Annotated in this window: 14 protein-coding genes, 1 tRNA gene and 1 CRISPR repeat array; of the genes, 7 read left to right on the forward strand and 8 right to left on the reverse strand. The window is 56.4% G+C overall.

What is annotated here, in order from left to right; all coding sequences use genetic code 11:
- Positions 1-28 precede the first annotated feature (28 nt).
- Positions 29-2,070: a CRISPR direct-repeat array (repeat unit 28 nt; unit sequence GTCTTCCCCACGAGCGTGGGGGTGTTTC).
- Positions 2,071-2,425: 355 nt separating this feature from the next.
- From HC757_RS11235 to rpsU, 5 genes are all read right to left on the reverse strand, one after another.
- Positions 2,426-2,502, reverse strand: a tRNA-Ile gene (locus tag HC757_RS11235).
- A gap of 220 nt (positions 2,503-2,722) precedes the next feature.
- On the reverse strand, positions 2,723-4,558 hold the full coding sequence (gene rpoD / locus HC757_RS11240; RefSeq protein WP_211164380.1) for an RNA polymerase sigma factor RpoD: 1,836 nt from the start codon (positions 4,556-4,558) through the stop codon (positions 2,723-2,725).
- 134 nt (positions 4,559-4,692) lie between these two features.
- Positions 4,693-6,417 carry a DNA primase gene (gene dnaG, locus HC757_RS11245; RefSeq protein WP_169564470.1) on the reverse strand — a complete coding sequence of 575 codons (1,725 nt, stop codon included), beginning with the start codon at positions 6,415-6,417 and terminating at the stop codon, positions 4,693-4,695.
- A gap of 82 nt (positions 6,418-6,499) precedes the next feature.
- Complete coding sequence (locus HC757_RS11250) at positions 6,500-6,943, reverse strand: GatB/YqeY domain-containing protein (RefSeq protein ID WP_169564471.1); 444 nt, start codon at positions 6,941-6,943, stop codon at positions 6,500-6,502.
- A 6-nt stretch (positions 6,944-6,949) separates the two neighbouring features.
- Entirely contained in the window at positions 6,950-7,165 is a 216-nt protein-coding gene (gene rpsU, locus HC757_RS11255; protein WP_006080725.1) for a 30S ribosomal protein S21, read from the reverse strand.
- A 215-nt stretch (positions 7,166-7,380) separates the two neighbouring features.
- Here rpsU and tsaD point away from each other — a divergent pair, with 215 nt between their 5' ends.
- Positions 7,381-8,397 carry a tRNA (adenosine(37)-N6)-threonylcarbamoyltransferase complex transferase subunit TsaD gene (gene tsaD, locus HC757_RS11260; RefSeq protein ID WP_169564472.1) on the forward strand — a complete coding sequence of 339 codons (1,017 nt, stop codon included), beginning with the start codon at positions 7,381-7,383 and terminating at the stop codon, positions 8,395-8,397.
- 91 nt (positions 8,398-8,488) lie between these two features.
- Here the strand turns inward: tsaD and plsY are convergent, their stop codons facing one another.
- Positions 8,489-9,094 carry a glycerol-3-phosphate 1-O-acyltransferase PlsY gene (gene plsY, locus HC757_RS11265; protein WP_425313963.1) on the reverse strand — a complete coding sequence of 202 codons (606 nt, stop codon included), beginning with the start codon at positions 9,092-9,094 and terminating at the stop codon, positions 8,489-8,491.
- Positions 9,095-9,355: 261 nt separating this feature from the next.
- Here plsY and folB point away from each other — a divergent pair, with 261 nt between their 5' ends.
- The 4 genes from folB to HC757_RS11285 all read left to right on the forward strand — a co-directional run bounded on the left by folB (position 9,356) and on the right by HC757_RS11285 (position 11,966).
- Positions 9,356-9,706: a dihydroneopterin aldolase gene (gene folB, locus HC757_RS11270; protein WP_169564474.1), complete on the forward strand. Its 351-nt coding sequence runs from the start codon at positions 9,356-9,358 to the stop codon at positions 9,704-9,706.
- Positions 9,707-9,739: 33 nt separating this feature from the next.
- Positions 9,740-10,243 carry a 2-amino-4-hydroxy-6-hydroxymethyldihydropteridine diphosphokinase gene (gene folK, locus HC757_RS11275; RefSeq protein ID WP_169564475.1) on the forward strand — a complete coding sequence of 168 codons (504 nt, stop codon included), beginning with the start codon at positions 9,740-9,742 and terminating at the stop codon, positions 10,241-10,243.
- A gap of 20 nt (positions 10,244-10,263) precedes the next feature.
- Positions 10,264-11,064 (forward strand): undecaprenyl-diphosphate phosphatase, encoded by an 801-nt coding sequence (locus HC757_RS11280; RefSeq protein WP_169564476.1) that lies wholly within the window; start codon positions 10,264-10,266, stop codon positions 11,062-11,064.
- A gap of 65 nt (positions 11,065-11,129) precedes the next feature.
- Positions 11,130-11,966: a putative RNA methyltransferase gene (locus HC757_RS11285; RefSeq protein WP_169564477.1), complete on the forward strand. Its 837-nt coding sequence runs from the start codon at positions 11,130-11,132 to the stop codon at positions 11,964-11,966.
- Between the two features lie 133 nt (positions 11,967-12,099).
- Here HC757_RS11285 and HC757_RS11290 read toward each other — a convergent pair whose 3' ends face one another.
- Together HC757_RS11290 and HC757_RS11295 are read right to left on the reverse strand one after the other, a co-directional pair.
- On the reverse strand, positions 12,100-12,366 hold the full coding sequence (locus tag HC757_RS11290; RefSeq protein ID WP_169564478.1) for an Lpp/OprI family alanine-zipper lipoprotein: 267 nt from the start codon (positions 12,364-12,366) through the stop codon (positions 12,100-12,102).
- Positions 12,367-12,585: 219 nt separating this feature from the next.
- Complete coding sequence (locus HC757_RS11295) at positions 12,586-13,836, reverse strand: multifunctional CCA addition/repair protein (RefSeq protein ID WP_169564479.1); 1,251 nt, start codon at positions 13,834-13,836, stop codon at positions 12,586-12,588.
- Positions 13,837-14,022: 186 nt separating this feature from the next.
- Between HC757_RS11295 and HC757_RS11300 the strand changes: the two genes are divergently transcribed.
- Positions 14,023-15,726, forward strand: coding sequence for an ExeA family protein (locus HC757_RS11300; RefSeq protein ID WP_169564480.1), 1,704 nt, complete (start codon positions 14,023-14,025; stop codon positions 15,724-15,726).
- The gene (locus HC757_RS11305; protein WP_169564481.1) at positions 15,726-16,808 is read left to right on the forward strand and encodes a general secretion pathway protein GspB; all 1,083 of its coding nucleotides are present in this window, start codon (positions 15,726-15,728) and stop codon (positions 16,806-16,808) included. The genes HC757_RS11300 and HC757_RS11305 overlap by 1 nt, the downstream gene beginning before the upstream one ends.
- Positions 16,809-16,911: the final 103 nt, after the last annotated feature.

Raw genomic sequence — 16,911 nt, forward strand, 5'->3', positions numbered from 1 at the left:
AATTAAGGCTCTTTAACAATATGTTGGTGTCTTCCCCACGAGCGTGGGGGTGTTTCCGACCTGGCCTCTCAGGCCGGGGATGCGGTGGAGTCTTCCCCACGAGCGTGGGGGTGTTTCCACAGGCGAGCACGAACTTAAGCACTCAACAGCGTCTTCCCCACGAGCGTGGGGGTGTTTCTCATGTCAGCATCAGTTATCAGTCACGAGGATTGTCTTCCCCACGAGCGTGGGGGTGTTTCCTCAGCAGTTGCAGAGCGGATTCGAATCGATGAGTCTTCCCCACGAGCGTGGGGGTGTTTCTATGAGCATGTGCAGCGGCGGCGCTTGCTTTCAGTCTTCCCCACGAGCGTGGGGGTGTTTCTCAACCGTGTATTTACTGGCATCCCTAAATCGGATCTTCCCCACGAGCGTGGGGGTGTTTCCAGCCAGGCGTTGAATTTCTCCGAGATCTCAAGGTCTTCCCCACGAGCGTGGGGGTGTTTCTATGCAGGGGTCTGGTCGCTGGCTGGCGAGCCGGTCTTCCCCACGAGCGTGGGGGTGTTTCCTTATTATCAAAGTCCCAACCCTCCACCAGCTCGTCTTCCCCACGAGCGTGGGGGTGTTTCGCCATGAAACTCGAAGACCTCTACAAGAAAACCGTCTTCCCCACGAGCGTGGGGGTGTTTCCTTGGCCAAGTTGCTCAACTATTTGGCGCATTCGTCTTCCCCACGAGCGTGGGGGTGTTTCCAGCCGCGGCAAATGTGCCGCTGGGCAAACTCCATCTTCCCCACGAGCGTGGGGGTGTTTCCCACACCCTAACCACTGAATCTGGTGTCACAACGTCTTCCCCACGAGCGTGGGGGTGTTTCCGAGCGCACTATCCAGGGGACGGCGGCGCATTGGTCTTCCCCACGAGCGTGGGGGTGTTTCTCCGAAAGTGTCGATTTGTTTGAATGCTGTTTTGTCTTCCCCACGAGCGTGGGGGTGTTTCCATGATGCTCGATGACATTATAGAATTCGAACAGTCTTCCCCACGAGCGTGGGGGTGTTTCCATCGGATTGCTATTCATGACGCCGGTAAGGCTGTCTTCCCCACGAGCGTGGGGGTGTTTCCACCGTCGCCATTGGCCGGGAGAAGCTGCTCACGTCTTCCCCACGAGCGTGGGGGTGTTTCTGGCATCAGGCAGATAATTGAGCAGCGTATTGCGTCTTCCCCACGAGCGTGGGGGTGTTTCCTGTGAGTTGAATTCGCTGTAACCCTTCTTAAGGTCTTCCCCACGAGCGTGGGGGTGTTTCTACATTAACAGGCTTAGTGCCGACAATTTACAAGTCTTCCCCACGAGCGTGGGGGTGTTTCCGAGCAGGTAGCAGGTGAATACGCAATCGAGCTGTCTTCCCCACGAGCGTGGGGGTGTTTCCGTCTTGCCGCTACCAAACCCGCCAACGTAAGCGTCTTCCCCACGAGCGTGGGGGTGTTTCCGACACAAAGTTGATTCGGGCGGCGCTTGTTTTAGTCTTCCCCACGAGCGTGGGGGTGTTTCTCATCAAAAAGATGCTCTCGATGTTGTAATTGCGTCTTCCCCACGAGCGTGGGGGTGTTTCCTGATCCAGCAGCACCATCACAAAGGTGCCGCCGTCTTCCCCATGAGCGTGGGGGTGTTTCTGAGGCTCGGCATCTGGCACAGATGATAATCCCGTCTTCCCCACGAGCGTGGGGGTGTTTCTACTGACACTGACGGGTTTTATAATGTTGAGCCGTCTTCCCCACGAGCGTGGGGGTGTTTCCAGATCAGTCTCAGGTATCTGCCAGAGTTAAAGGTCTTCCCCACGAGCGTGGGGGTGTTTCTAAAGCGTCCAGGTTCGGCGGATTAAGTGCCAGGTCTTCCCCACGAGCGTGGGGGTGTTTCTGAGGATATGACATTCAGCGTGTCATTCGGGTCGTCTTCCCCACGAGCGTGGGGGTGTTTCTGGTAAAGGGGCTGATGGGGATAGAGAGAAACCGTCTTCCCCACGAGCGTGGGGGTGTTTCCGCCAGGGTGTCATATGACGCAGAGTGGCGAGCGTCTTCCCCACGAGCGTGGGGGTGTTTCAACCGTCAAACGTGTCACCCCTGCGGGTTGTTATGTAGCGTTCCCCGTGCCCACGGGGATGAACCGAATGTAATCACGAAGACTGGATCGAAAACGGTGCGTTCTCTGCCGCACAGGCAGCTTAGAAAGTTTCATAATCGTTCCAGAAGAGTGACTCAGTGTTCTCTACCGCACTGGCAGCTCAAGAAAGTGAAATCTCCAGTAGATTGCCTGGGCCAGGCTCACCGCCAAACTGACAGCTTGGAAAGTGTTCTAATGTAAGCAGGGGGCATAGTTGCGACAGCATGAACGGGGGAGGGGGTTGAATTTCACGTACAAAAAAGCCTGCTTGCGCAGGCTTCTTCGTTGAATCTGATGGTGGCCCCTCCCAGACTCGAACTGGGGACCTGACGATTATGAGTCGTATGCTCTAACCAACTGAGCTAAGGGGCCGACTTAAGACAGTCGTCACTGTCGAAAGCGGGGTGAAGTATACGAAGTTTATTTGGGCTTGTCACCCGTGTTTTGCAGAGAATTCACTTCAAACGTTCCGATTGCTTATCTGTTGAGCAAATTAGCTGTTTTGTGGGCAGTTTTCGTTGTTTGTCCCTGTTTGCACTGACAAAAAAGCCCTGCGCGTTGGCAGGGCTTTGGGTTTTACGTCGGCCGAAACCTATTCGTCGAGGAACGACTTGAGGATTTCTGAGCGTGAAGGATGACGCAGCTTGCGCAGGGCCTTGGCTTCGATCTGACGGATACGCTCACGGGTGACGTCGAATTGCTTGCCGACTTCTTCCAGTGTGTGGTCCGTGTTCATGTCGATACCGAAACGCATCCTCAGTACCTTGGCTTCACGGGCGGTGAGGCCTGCCAGTACTTCGTGGGTGGCGTTTTTCAGGCTCTCGCTGGTGGCGCTGTCCAGCGGCAACTCGAGGGTGGTATCCTCGATGAAATCACCCAAGTGCGAATCTTCATCGTCACCGATCGGGGTTTCCATGGAGATAGGCTCTTTGGCTATCTTCAGCACCTTGCGTATCTTGTCTTCCGGCATCATCATGCGCTCGGCCAGTTCTTCGGGCGACGGCTCGCGGCCCATTTCCTGCAGCATCTGGCGTGAGATACGGTTCAGCTTGTTGATCGTCTCTATCATATGCACAGGAATACGTATGGTACGTGCCTGATCGGCGATAGAGCGGGTAATCGCCTGACGGATCCACCAAGTCGCATAGGTGGAGAACTTGTAACCGCGACGGTATTCGAATTTGTCGACCGCTTTCATCAGGCCTATGTTGCCTTCCTGGATGAGATCCAGGAATTGCAGGCCGCGGTTGGTGTATTTCTTGGCGATGGAAATGACCAGACGCAGGTTGGCCTCGACCATTTCTTTCTTGGCGCGGCGTGCCTTGGCCTCACCGATCGACATGCGACGGTTGATGTCCTTGATGCCGGCGATCACCAGGCCCGTCTCGTCTTCGATGGCGGCCAGTTTGCTGCGACAGCGAATGACGTCGTCTTCGACCATTCTCAGGCCTTCGGCGTAGGGCTTGGTGCCGGCTTTCTCGGCGTTGAACCAGTCGAGGCTGGTTTCGTTACCCGTGAAGGCCTTGACGAAGTTTTTCTTCGGCATCTTGGCTTGTTCGACGCATAGCTTGAGGATCAGGCGTTCCTGTACCCGTACGCGGTCCATCATGGTGCGCATGCTCTTGACCAGGCGGTCGAATTGCTTGGGTACCAAACGGAATTCTTTGAAGATTTCACCTATAACGAACAGGGCGCCGACGGCTTCCGGGTGTTCGCGGCCCTTGGCCTCGATCACTTTCAGCGCATGCTCATAGGCGGTTCTGAGTTGGGCAAATTTTTCCCTGGCTTCTTCAGGATCCGGTCCCTTGGCGCCTTCCTCTTCCTCTTCCTCATCATCCTCGTCATCATCGTCTTCGTCGTCGAGATCTTCGTCGGACAATTCTGAGCCTATGTGGGTCGCAGTGGGAGCCACATCTTCTTCATCGGGATTGACAAATCCAGAGATGATGTCGGTCAGGCGCAGTTCTTCGGCTTCGAACTGGTCGAATTGCTCGAGGATCATGGCGATCGCCTGCGGGTATTCGGCCACCGAACTCTGAACCGTGTTGATGCCTTCTTCGATGCGCTTGGCGATAACAATTTCGCCTTCACGGGTCAGCAGCTCGACCGTGCCCATTTCGCGCATATACATACGCACGGGATCTGTGGTGCGGCCCAGCTCGCTTTCTACCGTCGCCAGGGCGGCGGCGGCTTCTTCGGCCGCATCTTCGTCTGTGTTGTCTTCCGACATCATCATGTCATCGGCATCCGGGGCTTCTTCGAACACCCTGATACCCATGTCATTTATCATCTGGATAATATCTTCGATCTGGTCGGAATCGACCATATCTGCAGGTAAGTGGTCGTTCACTTCTGCATAGGTTAAATAACCTTGCTCTTTACCTTTGGCGAGCAACAGTTTGAGTTGCGACTGCGGAGTATGATCCATAGATATCATCCAAGTTGGGTAACTGTTACAACGATGGGCAATCAGGCTTCGCCGGATGCCGCGCAAATCGTCAATTATAGCCGTGCGCACATGTGTGTGCTAGTCCAAGTGCTTATTGCCGAGACATTTTCGTCTCAGGCAAGGCCCTTCATGATCGAGATTAGCTTCAGCAGCTGTCTCTTCTCTTCTTTAGTATGGGTCTGTTTCAGACTCAATTCCTGATAGCGTTGCTCAATGTACTGATTGTTCAGCCAGATCAGGGTTTGCTTAAACTTTTCGAGCAAGTTTTCATCCGCCACTTGATGGTCCCATTGGGCTAATTTCTTCAGTGTTCCCAAATGTTTATGGTCTCTGAATTGTTCAAGTAGTTGTGCGCTGTTTAAGGCTTGCTCTCGAGTCATATCCAATAACAGTGTCAGCACTTCAATGCCTGGCATCTGTATATGGCTTAAGGCAGGCTGCGGCGGTAAGGCCACTCCCAATTGCGGATGTTGTACCAGCAAGGCGATGGCGAGTCGCAATGGGGTACCCCGTCCCTTGAGGCCTGCGGCGTTCAATGGGTTTGCCGGTTTGACCCGAAAGCCCATTTTTTTCTTAAGATCGTCCGCGCCGTTCATTCCCAGCTTATGTGCCAGGTTTTCCAGCAACAGGTTCTGTAACACGCTGTCCTGTATTTTCTCTATCAAGGCAATGGCTTGCTTGGCGAGCGTGCCCTTGTCTGTGCCATATTTGCTGGCCAGGGTGTCGAACAAAAATGTCGGCAGGGCCTGGGCCTGATCCGTCATGGCTTCGAAGGCCGCCTTTCCCGTCTGGCGCACCATGGAATCGGGATCCTCGCCCTCGGGCAAGAACATGAAACTGACCTGGTCGCCCGGCTTCAACAGCGGCAGGGCGGTTTCCAGGGCGCGCCAGGCGGCTTCCTTACCCGCCCTGTCACCGTCATAACAACAGACGACTTCCTTGGCATTGCGCAGCAGCAATTGGAATTGCTCCGCCGTGGTCGAGGTCCCCAGGGAGGCGACGGCATAGTCGACGCCAAACTGGGCGAGGGCCACCACATCCATATAGCCTTCGACTATCAGTATCTTCTGCGGATCTTTATGCCGCTGCCTGACTTCATACAGGCCGTAGAGCTCATTGCCCTTATGAAATATGGGCGTTTCCGGCGAGTTCAAGTATTTGGGGGTGCCATCCCCAAGTACCCGGCCACCGAAGCCTACGACCCGTCCGCGTCTGTCGCGGATGGGAAACATGAGCCTGTCACGAAACCTGTCGTAGCGTTTGCCGCTGTCGTTGCTGATCAGCATGCCGGCGGTGAGCAGCTTATCCTGGGCTTCCTGATTCTGGCGATAACGCCCCAGCAGGCCATCCCAGCCATCGGGCGCGAAGCCTATGCCGAAATGGGCTATGACTTCGGCGGATAAGCCACGAAACTCGAGGTAATCTATGACCTTCTGCTTATCCGTATGCTGCCTAAGCTGGCTCTGGTAGTAGAGATTGGCTTCGTCCATCAGCTGGTAGAGGTCGCGGCTCAGGCCATTATCATGGCGCTTGCCCGTGCCTTGCTCCCGCGGGACATCCAGCCCCAGCTGACCGGCTAAATCTTCAATCGCATCGACAAACTCGAGTCTGTCGTATTCCATCACGAAGTCGATGGCGTTGCCGTGGGCGCCACAACCGAAGCAATGGTAAAATTGTTTGTCTTGGCTAACAGTAAATGAAGGTGATTTTTCGTTATGAAAAGGACAACAGGCAGAGTAATTCTTACCCGCCTTTTTCAGGGGCACCTTGCGATCGATAAGTTCGACTATGTCGGTGCGAGCGATGAGCTCATTGATAAAATCACGAGGTATTGCCATTAATGCTTAAAATCTCGCTGTGCGCGAATTTAAACAAACAAGCCGCGCATACGCACGGCTTGTTCATACACTGAACGCCTAATTATTGCAGTTTAGCACGTATCATGGCGCCTATGGCTGCCATGTCTGCACGTCCTTGCACCTTAGGTTTCAATGCTCCCATTACTTTGCCCATGTCCGCCATGGTAGAAGCGCCTACTTCGGCAATAGTGGCATCCAAAATGTCTGCCACTTCTGCTTCGGTCAGAGGGGTAGGCAGGAAAGCTTCAATGACTTGAATCTCTGCTGCTTCGGCCTCGGCCAAGTCGTTGCGACCCGCTGCTTCAAATTGAGCAATGGAATCGCGACGCTGTTTCACCATTTTGGTTAAGACAGCTAGTACCTGCTCATCGGACAGAGATTCGCGGGTATCCACTTCAATCTGTTTAATGGCGGCTAATGCCATACGAATAGTTCCCAATCTCGCCTTCTCTTTGGCGATCATGGCTTGTTTCATATGGTCTTTTAGCTGATCAATTAGGCTCATAACGGATTAGTATAAACGTACGCGACGTGCGTTTTCGCGAGAAAGCTTCTTCGCAAGACGTTTAACTGCAGCAGCTTTAGCGCGCTTACGGGCAGTAGTTGGCTTCTCGTAGAATTCACGAGCACGCACGTCGGCTAAGATACCAGCTTTTTCACAAGAGCGCTTGAAACGACGCAGAGCTACGTCGAATGGTTCGTTTTCACGTACTTTAATAATTGGCATACGCCATCACCCCTTAGGTGTAGGTTGTCTGGTTCAATTGCTCGAACCAAGTGTATTTAAAATGGTGCGAAATTCTATACCGAGAGCCTACCTCTTGTAAACCCCTAAAGCAGAACCGGCCCTGGGCTTAGTTTAGCTTGTGGTCGCAACAACTGGAGTAATAGCGCATCAAAGGGTAGAATCAGCGCCCATTAATGATATGACTATGAGGCAGCATGCGGGTTCTAGGTATTGAAACATCTTGTGATGAGACGGGCATCGCCGTGTATGACGACCAGCAGGGGCTCTTGTCCCATGCCTTGTACAGTCAGGTAAAGCTGCACGCCGACTATGGTGGCGTGGTGCCTGAGCTGGCTTCCCGCGATCATGTGCGTAAGATTATTCCCTTGATCCGGCAGGCGCTGGCCGAGGCCGGCTCCACTCCGGATGACATAGACGGCATAGCCTATACCAAGGGCCCCGGCCTCATAGGTGCCCTGTTGGTGGGGGCGTGTGTCGGCCGCTCGCTGGCCTTCGCCTGGGGCAAGCCGGCGATAGGGGTGCATCATATGGAAGGCCATCTGCTGGCCCCCATGCTGGAAGAGGATGCGCCCGAGTTCCCCTTCGTCGCCCTGCTGGTGTCCGGTGGCCATTCCATGCTGGTGAATGTCGAAGGCATAGGCAAGTACCAGGTGCTGGGGGAGTCGATCGACGACGCCGCCGGTGAGGCCTTCGACAAGACGGCCAAGCTGATGGGGCTGGATTACCCGGGTGGGCCGCGTCTGGCTAAGCTCGCCGCCAAGGGCGAGAGTGTCGGTTACAAGTTCCCGCGTCCCATGACCGACAGGCCAGGGCTGGATTTCAGCTTCTCCGGCCTGAAGACCTTCGCCGCCAACACCATAGCCGCCGAGCCGGATGACGAGCAGACCCGTGCCAACATCGCCCGCGCCTTCGAAGAGGCCGTGGTCGATACCCTGGCGATCAAGTGTCGCCGGGCGCTGAAGTTAACCGGCTATAAACGCCTGGTGATCGCCGGTGGCGTGAGTGCCAACACCCGGTTGCGCGAGAGCCTGGCTGAGATGATGGCCGGCATAGGTGGCCGTGTCTATTACCCCAGAGGGGAGTTCTGTACCGATAACGGCGCCATGATCGCCTACGCCGGCCTGCAAAGATTGCGGGCAGGGCAGCAGGAGGATTTGGCGGTGAAGGGGCAGCCGAGATGGCCACTGGATACCCTGGCCGCGCTGGATTAACCCGGGTCGATGCGCCCGCTTGAGACAATAAAAAACCGTGCCATGGCACGGTTTTTTACTCAATGCGGCATTACATCAATATTTCAATGGCTTATTTCGAGGTGGAGTGTTTCTTGCGCGACATCTTGCTCTCTTCTCCCCTGAGCAGCCGCTGAATATTGTCTTTGTGGCGAATGATGATCAGGGTCGAGAGCATGGCGACCGGAATGGTGAATCTGTCGTCGAGCCACCAGGTATACAGGGGCGCCAGCAGGGCGGTCAGGATCGCCGCCAGCGAGGAGTAGCGGCTGATGAGCACCAGCACTACCCAGGATGCCAGCAGGCATAGCGCCAGATCGTCACCTATGGGCGCCATGGCACCGAAGGCGGTGGCGACGCCCTTGCCGCCTTTGAAGCCGAAGAAGATAGGGTATATGTGTCCCAGGCAGGCGGCGATGGCGATCAATCCCAGGGCGACGGCATCGACGCCCAGACGGTAGGCGATATAGGTGGGCACGGCCCCTTTGAGCATGTCGAACAACAACACCATGACCGCCGAGCTGGCACCGCCAATTCTGAGCACATTGGTCGCCCCAGGATTACCCGAACCTTGAGTTCGGGGATCGGGCAAGCCACGCAGCCGGCAGACCAGAACCGCGCTGGAAACAGAGCCGGCCAGATAGGCGGCTACCAGCATCAGTAAGGTCAGTAAAATCATGCTCAAATTGGTTTCCTTACGCGTCTTAAGGTATTATCGCGCCACATCAAAAATATGGCTCCAGCATAAGCCATCGCGTCAATGTGATGGCGTTGATTGGAATGAGAACTTTGGCAGCTTCTGTTCCGTTAGCCGTTATCCTACTTCGGATTGCCGCGAGTAGAAAGGGCTATGACCGAATATCTCAGATTGGCGGCGATTATACTGGCGTTAACAGTTTTAGCTTATCAGACCCGAGTGTCTGGATGATTTGGAGGCGCTATGGATAAGGTTTTGATACGTCGACTCAGGGTCGACACCATAATAGGCATTTATGAGTGGGAGAAGCAGTTGCACCAGAGTCTGCTGCTGGATCTCGACATGGCCTGGGACAACAAGTTGGCGGCGATCCATGATGATTATCAACACGCGCTCTGCTACGAGACAGTGTCCAATCGTTTGACCGCCTTGATCACAGAAAAACCCATAGAGCTGATAGAAACAGTGGCCGAGATGGTTGCCGACTGCGTCATGACGGAGTTTAATGTGCCCTGGGTCAGGGTGCGGGTGATGAAGCCCGGCGCCGTGCCCCATGCCGATGCCGTTGGCGTCGAGATAGAGCGTGGACAATAGCAGACGCCCGGCTTAAGTTGTTAGGAATGAGACATGGCACGTATTTACATTAGTCTGGGCAGCAACATAGAAGCGCAGCGTTACATTGCCGAGGGACTGTTGGCATTGCAGGCCCACTTCGGTCGGCTGAGGCTCTCATCCGTGTATGAAAGTGAAGCCGTGGGGTTCAATGGCACCAACTTCCTCAACATGGTGGCGGTGGCCGACACTCAATTGGATGTGGCCGCCGTGGTTGCGCTGTTTAAACAAATCGAGCAGAATCACGGCCGCATCGTCGGCGCCAAGAAATTCAGCCCCCGCACCTTAGATCTCGACCTGTTGCTTTACGATGATCTGGTCTGCCAATCCCCGGTGGAGCTGCCCAGGGCCGAAATCGTCAAGAATGCATTCGTATTGCAGCCGTTGGCCGAGGTGGCGCCTGAGTTGGTCCACCCCCTGGCCCGACTCAGCTACCGCCAGTTATGGCAAGAATACGATAAAGACGCGCAAAAATTATGGCCCGTGCCATTCGCCTGGCCAGCCGCGCTCTATGTATAACTTTTCCAGATAGGATAACCATGGATAGTATTCAAGTCATCATATTGGCCCTGATCCAGGGGCTGACCGAGTTTTTGCCCATTTCCAGCTCGGCGCATCTGATCTTGCCGGCACAACTTTTGGGCTGGGAGGATCAGGGCTTATCCTTCGATGTCGCGGTCAATACCGGGTCCCTGCTGGCCGTGGTGCTCTACTTCAGGCATGAGCTGCTCACCATGGCCAGGGCTTGGATGGTCAGCCTGGTCAAACGTCGGTTGTGTGACGAGAGTAAGTTAGCCTGGTGGATCATTCTGGCGACCCTGCCGGCGGTCTTCTTCGGCTTCGTCGCCAAAGACTTCATCGCCACCCACCTGCGCAGCGCCGGGGTAATAGCCGTCACTACCGTGGTGTTCGGCCTCTTGCTTTGGTGGGCGGATAAGATGTCCCGGCATGAGTTGAGTGAGTACCAGTCCGGCTGGAAGAAGGCGCTCATGATAGGCTTCGCCCAGGCAATGGCCCTGATCCCCGGCACCTCCCGCTCCGGCGCCACCATGACGGCGGCGCTCATGTTGGGGCTGACCCGGGAAGCGGCGGCACGCTTTTCCTTCCTCATGTCCGTGCCTGTCAGCCTGGGGGCCGCCATGTTGGTGGGCAAAGATCTGGTCGAGAGTGGCCAGGCGATAGATTATCAGGCCATGTCACTGGGAGTTCTGGTGTCTTTTGTGGCCGCCTACGCCTGTATCCACTACTTTTTGAAGATCATCAGCCGTATGGGGATGATGCCTTTCGTACTCTATCGCCTGGCGTTGGGTGCCCTGCTCTGTGGGTTCGTCTTCCTCTGAGGCGGACTGTTAACCCAATGAAAATCGGGTCCGGTACCCGATTTTTTTTATCTTAAGGAATGCCAATGAAGCTAAATTTCCAATGTCCCGTGTGCGCTCAGCCGCTGCTGCAACACCAGGCATCCCAAGGGTTTTATTGCCAGAATAAACACCACTTCGATCGCAGTGAGCAGGGCTACTGGGTATTTGTCAAACCCTCGAAACAGAAGCCCACGGGCGACTCGCGCCAGCAGATCCGCGCCAGGCGTTTCCTGTTGGAGACAGGCATCTTCGCTCCCATGGTCGCGCGCCTGGCCAGCATCATGAACTCGGCCTGCGTCGGCCGGAGCGAGGTGAGCCACCTGGATCTGGATTGCGGTGAAGGCTTCTATCTGCGGGCACTGGATGTCGAACTGAGCCGCTCGGGCGGCACCTTGCCCTCGGTGCAGCTGGGAATTGCCGACGCCGAAAATGCGATCTTTGCCGCCGCCAAGGCCAAGACCCCGGGGATGCTGATCCTGGGCACAGGCAAGAAGTTGCCCTTGGCCGACAACAGCCTGGATCTCATCACCCTGATAGAAAAGCCGCTGAAGGGGAAGGAGTGTCTGCGTACCCTGAAAGCCGATGGCGCGCTGCTGATGGTGACGCCCGGACCACGGCATCTATGGCAGCTCAAGCAGCGTATTTACCCGGATCTATCCGAGAAGCCCTTCGGCGCCAACCTGCCCAATGGCCTGACGCTAACTGACTGCGACAGGGTGAGTTTCAACCTGGATCTCAGCGGCGAGCAGGTCTTGACCCTGTTGGACACGACCCCTTATGCCTGGCGGGCCGGCGATAGGTTGCGCCATGAGATCCAACAGGCGGACTGGCATGGTTTGGAGATAGACTTCATGTTGCTGACGGCACGCAAGGCCGAATGACGTGAGCTGAATTGCTGTGCTTGGGATAAGGAACGCGGGGAAAAATAAAGGCTCCGATAAGCATGCCATCGCTCGACATGTCACTCGGAGCCTGTTCGTTTAACCTATCTTGGATAGGTTATCTCGACAACTATTACTTCTTGTAAGAAGAAGCCATGTTGTCCAGACGGTCGTTGGCGCGCTTAGCTTCTGCCTGTGCGTCCATAGAGGCTGCTTTTGCATCTCTAACGTCTGCAGACATTTTGCTTTGCTCTGATTTCAGAGAGCCGACTTCAGCTGACAATTGATCAACTTTGTTACCCAGGTTAGCAACGCTTTCTTCCAGCGCAGTAGTGTTTGCACAGCCACCTAGCAGGGCAGTCATTGCTAGACCAGCAATCATCAGTACTTTTTTGTTCATTTTGGAAATCCCTTAAAATAGGTTGGATTTGGATGCCTCAGTTACTCGTACTCAGGGCAACTGAAACCGGCAGATTATGCCATAGCCAATGTAATTTACTACGAATATTAATGCTTGCGCTTATTTACCTTAACGAATATTCATCCAATTGCAAGTTATGGCGTCGCGTTAAGGCTAATGTTAGCAATTTTATGGTATTTTTTTCACAATTCAGCCACCTCAATCATCCTTGGCGGCGGTTAATTCGACAGTTTCCGCCTTGAGTGAGGCGACGGCTTTGACCCTGTGGAGGTGGAGTTGCCACTTGATATCTGCGCCCTTGAAACCCGCCGCTATGATGGGGCCGACGGCCACTTCGAGGGCGGCCGCGAAACAGGCCTCGAGGTAGTCGCCCTGGGGATAGGCCTGCTGTTCCAGGCCCGTCCTGCCGCGGATATCTGCCTTGCAGGCGAGGATGAGCTGCGTCAGGCGCGCCGGCTTGCGCCACAGATCTGCCTTGTCGAATATCTTCACCAGGGTTTCGGGCTTGAGCAGGAAGGCCTGATGCAGATTCTGATGTTGGTCGCTGACCAGGAGGGCCAGCTCCCGGTATTCATTGGGGATACGCAACCTGTCGCATAGGGCGGTGATCAGCGGCAGGCCCTTCTGCCCATGGCCATGATGCTTGGGCAGGTGCGCCACCGGGCTCAGTGCCTTGCCCAGGTCATGCACCAGGGCGGCGAAACGTACCGCCTTGTCCCGGGTGAGCAATGCCGCCTGCTGTACTACCATCAGGCTGTGGATGCCGGTATCTATTTCCGGATGCCACTGCGGCGGTTGCGGCACCCCGAACAGGGCATCCAGTTCCGGCAGTATGATCTTCAGTGCATCACATTGCCTCAGCACCTCGAAGAACACCTGTGGGTCGTCGCCGCCCAGGCTCTTGTCTATTTCCAGCCATACCCTTTCCGCCGTCAGGGCTTGAAGCTCACCGCTGTGGCTGATGTCGCGCATCAGCGCCAGGGTCTCATCGGCGATCTTGAAGCCCAGGTGATGGAAGCGGGCGGCGAAGCGGGCTACCCGCAGCACCCGCAGCGGATCTTCGACGAAGGCCGGGGACACATGGCGTAAGGTTTTTTGCGCTATATCGTCCACGCCACCATAGGGATCATGGAGTTTACCCTCGGCGTCCCGGGCGATGGCGTTGATGGTCAGGTCACGGCGCTGCAGATCTTGCTCCAGGGTGACCCCCTTGCCGGCATCACAGCTAAAACCGCCGTAGCCGCTGCCGGTCTTGCGCTCGGTGCGTGCCAGGGCATACTCTTCCTGGGTCTTGGAATGCAGGAATACGGGAAAGTCTTTGCCTACCTGTTTGTAACCCAGGGCGAGCATTTCCTCCGGGGTGGCGCCGACCACCAGGTAATCTTTATCTTTGACCGACAGGCCGAGTAAACTATCGCGCACGGCACCGCCGACTAGGTATATTTTCACACTGAACCAAGCTCTTGAGTCATCATGGCTCAAGCTTATCATGTATTGAGCAGAGCGAAACCCGGACTCTGGTGATGATGCGGCCTAAAATCCCTGTTTTCAGTGGACTCATGGGCGCATTTTTTGACAAGTCCCGCGCTTAGCTTTACCTTGAGTCGATGTTTCCAATTAAGGATTAATGGCGGTATGTACAAGGCCTTCTACGGACTGAACGATAATCCATTTTCTATCGCACCCAATCCCCACTATTTATTTCTCAGCGACAGGCATAGGGAAGCGCTGGCGCACCTGACCTATGGCCTGGGGGAAACCGGTGGCTTTGTGTTGTTGACGGGGGAAGTGGGGACGGGCAAGACCACAGTGTCCCGCTGTCTGCTCGGGCAATTACCCGCCAATACCGACACCGCCTTCATCCTGAATCCGTCCATGACAGAGCTCGAGTTGCTCGCCACCCTGTGTGACGAATTGCACATAGCCTATGGCGAGTCTCCGACCCTGAAACAGCTGACCGACAGGCTCAGCAGCTACCTGCTCGCCAACCATGAGCATGGCCGCAATACTGTGCTCATCATAGACGAGGCCCAGCATCTCAGGCCCGAAGTGCTGGAACAGCTGAGGTTGCTGACCAATCTGGAGACAGATACCAAGAAGTTGCTGCAGGTGATACTGATAGGCCAACCCGAGTTGCAGCAATTGCTGCGGCGCCAGGAGCTGAGGCAGTTGGCTCAGCGCATTACCGCCCGTTATCACCTCTTGCCCCTGTCGGAAGAAGAGATCGGCCTCTATGTGCAACATAGGCTGCAGGTGGCGGGGCGGTTCGAGCCGCTATTCCACCGCAAGGCGATCAAGGCGCTGCATAAATACAGCGGCGGCATTCCGAGATTGACCAACTTACTCTGTGAGCGCGCCCTGATGGCGGGCTATGGCCAGTCCAGGCTGCCGATAGACAGCAAGATGGTGACGGCCGCCGCCACAGAGGTGCTTGGGCTGGAACCGCCCAGGCGCAGCTACCTATGGCCGGCAGTGCTGCTGGCGAGTCTGGCCTTGGCATTCGGACTGTCTTATGTCTGGTTCAACGCCGGCGCAATGGCCTGGTTTGGCGCCGATGCGCAGGCCGCGGCTCGGCCCACAGGGCAAACCTTGGATGCCGGCATCACAGCCGCCGGACAGGATAGCGCCGGGGCGGCCGATGCCTCGCCGGCAACGGCCGCAGCCACACTCGCAGCCACAGCCGCCGCCGGAACCAGTGCCATACAGGCCAAACCCGACATGGGCCAGAGGCTGCTCAGGGATGCCATCAACCACAGCCGCGACATAGATACCGCCTTCGCCGCGCTGTTCGGCCTCTGGGACAAGGTGCCCTATCAGGGGCTCAGCGCCTGTCAGGCGGCGGTGCAGCAGGGATTGTCCTGTTACCAGCAGCAGGGCAACTGGTTGTCCCTGATGAGACTCAATTACCCGGCGGTGGTGTATCTGCTGGACGAGAGTCAGCAGGACTTCTACGGTGTGGTGGTCGAGCGTGAGGGCGAGCAAATATTGCTGCAGCTGGGCGAGCAGCGGCTCTGGGTCGACAGAGACTGGTTCAATCGTCACTTCAGCGGTACCTTCGAAATATTTTGGCAAGCCCCAGACTATGCCCCCAGGGAAATCAGCCAGAGTTCGAGCCCGGCCCTGTGGCAATGGCTGGAAAATGCCCTGGCTCAGATAGACAAACGCAGCGCCAGGGTGCTGCGGACATTCGACAGCGAGCTTGAACGTCAATTGAAGGGCTTTCAGCGCCAGCATGGGCTCAAGGCCGATGGCATCGCCGGCAGTCAGACGCTGGAGCAGATGAACCTCTATCTCAGCCCTGCTGGACCTAGACTGACAAGAGACGGAGGGCAAGCCTGATGTCGATATTGCTCGATGCCGTGATGCGCAGTAAACAACAGGTGCCCGGCAGCCTGCCGGATGTCGTGCTGACCCCGAGGGCCGAGTATCGCGAGGCCGCCCCCAGGGGCGTCGGCGCCGGACGCTTGGGGTTGCTGGCATTGGCGATTGCCGTGGGGATTGGCGCCGCCTGGGGGCTAAGCCAGTTGCGCGGGCCTGCCGCCGGGGCGCAGTTCAACCACAGTGCCGACCCGGCGGTGACATCCCAGACTGGCGCTCGGCCCAGCCCCCACTTAAGCCAGGAGCTAAGCCCAGAACTAAGCACTGAGCTAAACAACAAGGAGCTAAGCACCGCACTTAGCACCCAAGAGCTCAGCGCCCAGCCGGCTGCCGCCCCTGAGAGCAAGAACTCGGGCGTGCGGCTGGCGGGTAGGGTGGCGTTGCCATTGGCCCAGCCTCTGATACGGTCGGCCGCCACTGCGCCTGTCTCAGGCACTTCTTCCGGCGCCCTTTCCGACACTTCTTCCGGCAACCCTATGTCCGCTGCCATTGCCCCGGGCGCCGCCTACGCACAGCAGCTGCCCTTGCCTGTCTCGGCTGCAAATGCTTATGACGCGGTCGATGAGCCTGGCGATGAACCTATCATGCTGGGGGCCAATGCCAATCGTCGCGGTTTATCCGAGCTGGAGGCCCTCAGACGCCAGGTCAGTGCCGCCGCCGTCGATGTCGGCCTGGAAACGGTGCAGAGCCGGGAAGAGGATAATCTGGTGGCCGCGTTTCAGACGGCGCTGAAAGATGTCGAGTATGAACATGCGGCCAGCAAGCCCGTGTCGGCCCCAGAGCTCGATCCCATAGTGGCCCCCAAAGCGGATGCTATTCCCAGTTATGGGCAGTTGCCCGCCGGGGTACAGCTGCGGGTGCCCGAGTTCAGTATCAATGCCCATGTGTATTCCAGTGAACCGGCGCAGCGCTGGCTCAATGTCGATGGCGCCGAGTTACAGGAAGGTGACAGCATCAAGGGAAGCCTCAGGATAGTAGAGATACGTCCAAGGGATGTGATCCTCGAACTCGAGGGCCATGAGTTTAAGGTGCCGGCGATCTGATGGAGCCCTATGGCCGGGGCAGAAGTCCCGACCGGCCGAAACAAAGAAGGCGCCCTCGGGCGCCTTCTTTATTTGACTCTTGTTTAAGCTAAAGTGGTTAAGC

Source organism: Shewanella salipaludis (assembly GCF_012911865.1).
Classification (GTDB): domain Bacteria; phylum Pseudomonadota; class Gammaproteobacteria; order Enterobacterales; family Shewanellaceae; genus Shewanella; species Shewanella salipaludis.

What these genes read in the sequence shown, in the direction of transcription:
- plsY (WP_425313963.1), bottom strand. Translation starts at nt 9,094, where the DNA reads ATGATTTTACTGACCTTACTGATGCTGGTAGCCGCCTATCTGGCCGGC.
- HC757_RS11250 (WP_169564471.1), bottom strand. Translation starts at nt 6,943, where the DNA reads ATGAGCCTAATTGATCAGCTAAAAGACCATATGAAACAAGCCATGATC.
- dnaG (WP_169564470.1), bottom strand. Translation starts at nt 6,417, where the DNA reads ATGGCAATACCTCGTGATTTTATCAATGAGCTCATCGCTCGCACCGAC.
- HC757_RS11305 (WP_169564481.1), top strand. Translation starts at nt 15,726, where the DNA reads ATGTCGATATTGCTCGATGCCGTGATGCGCAGTAAACAACAGGTGCCC.
- folK (WP_169564475.1), top strand. Translation starts at nt 9,740, where the DNA reads ATGGCACGTATTTACATTAGTCTGGGCAGCAACATAGAAGCGCAGCGT.
- rpoD (WP_211164380.1), bottom strand. Translation starts at nt 4,558, where the DNA reads ATGGATCATACTCCGCAGTCGCAACTCAAACTGTTGCTCGCCAAAGGT.
- tsaD (WP_169564472.1), top strand. Translation starts at nt 7,381, where the DNA reads ATGCGGGTTCTAGGTATTGAAACATCTTGTGATGAGACGGGCATCGCC.
- HC757_RS11300 (WP_169564480.1), top strand. Translation starts at nt 14,023, where the DNA reads ATGTACAAGGCCTTCTACGGACTGAACGATAATCCATTTTCTATCGCA.
- folB (WP_169564474.1), top strand. Translation starts at nt 9,356, where the DNA reads ATGGATAAGGTTTTGATACGTCGACTCAGGGTCGACACCATAATAGGC.
- HC757_RS11280 (WP_169564476.1), top strand. Translation starts at nt 10,264, where the DNA reads ATGGATAGTATTCAAGTCATCATATTGGCCCTGATCCAGGGGCTGACC.
- HC757_RS11285 (WP_169564477.1), top strand. Translation starts at nt 11,130, where the DNA reads ATGAAGCTAAATTTCCAATGTCCCGTGTGCGCTCAGCCGCTGCTGCAA.
- HC757_RS11290 (WP_169564478.1), bottom strand. Translation starts at nt 12,366, where the DNA reads ATGAACAAAAAAGTACTGATGATTGCTGGTCTAGCAATGACTGCCCTG.
- rpsU (WP_006080725.1), bottom strand. Translation starts at nt 7,165, where the DNA reads ATGCCAATTATTAAAGTACGTGAAAACGAACCATTCGACGTAGCTCTG.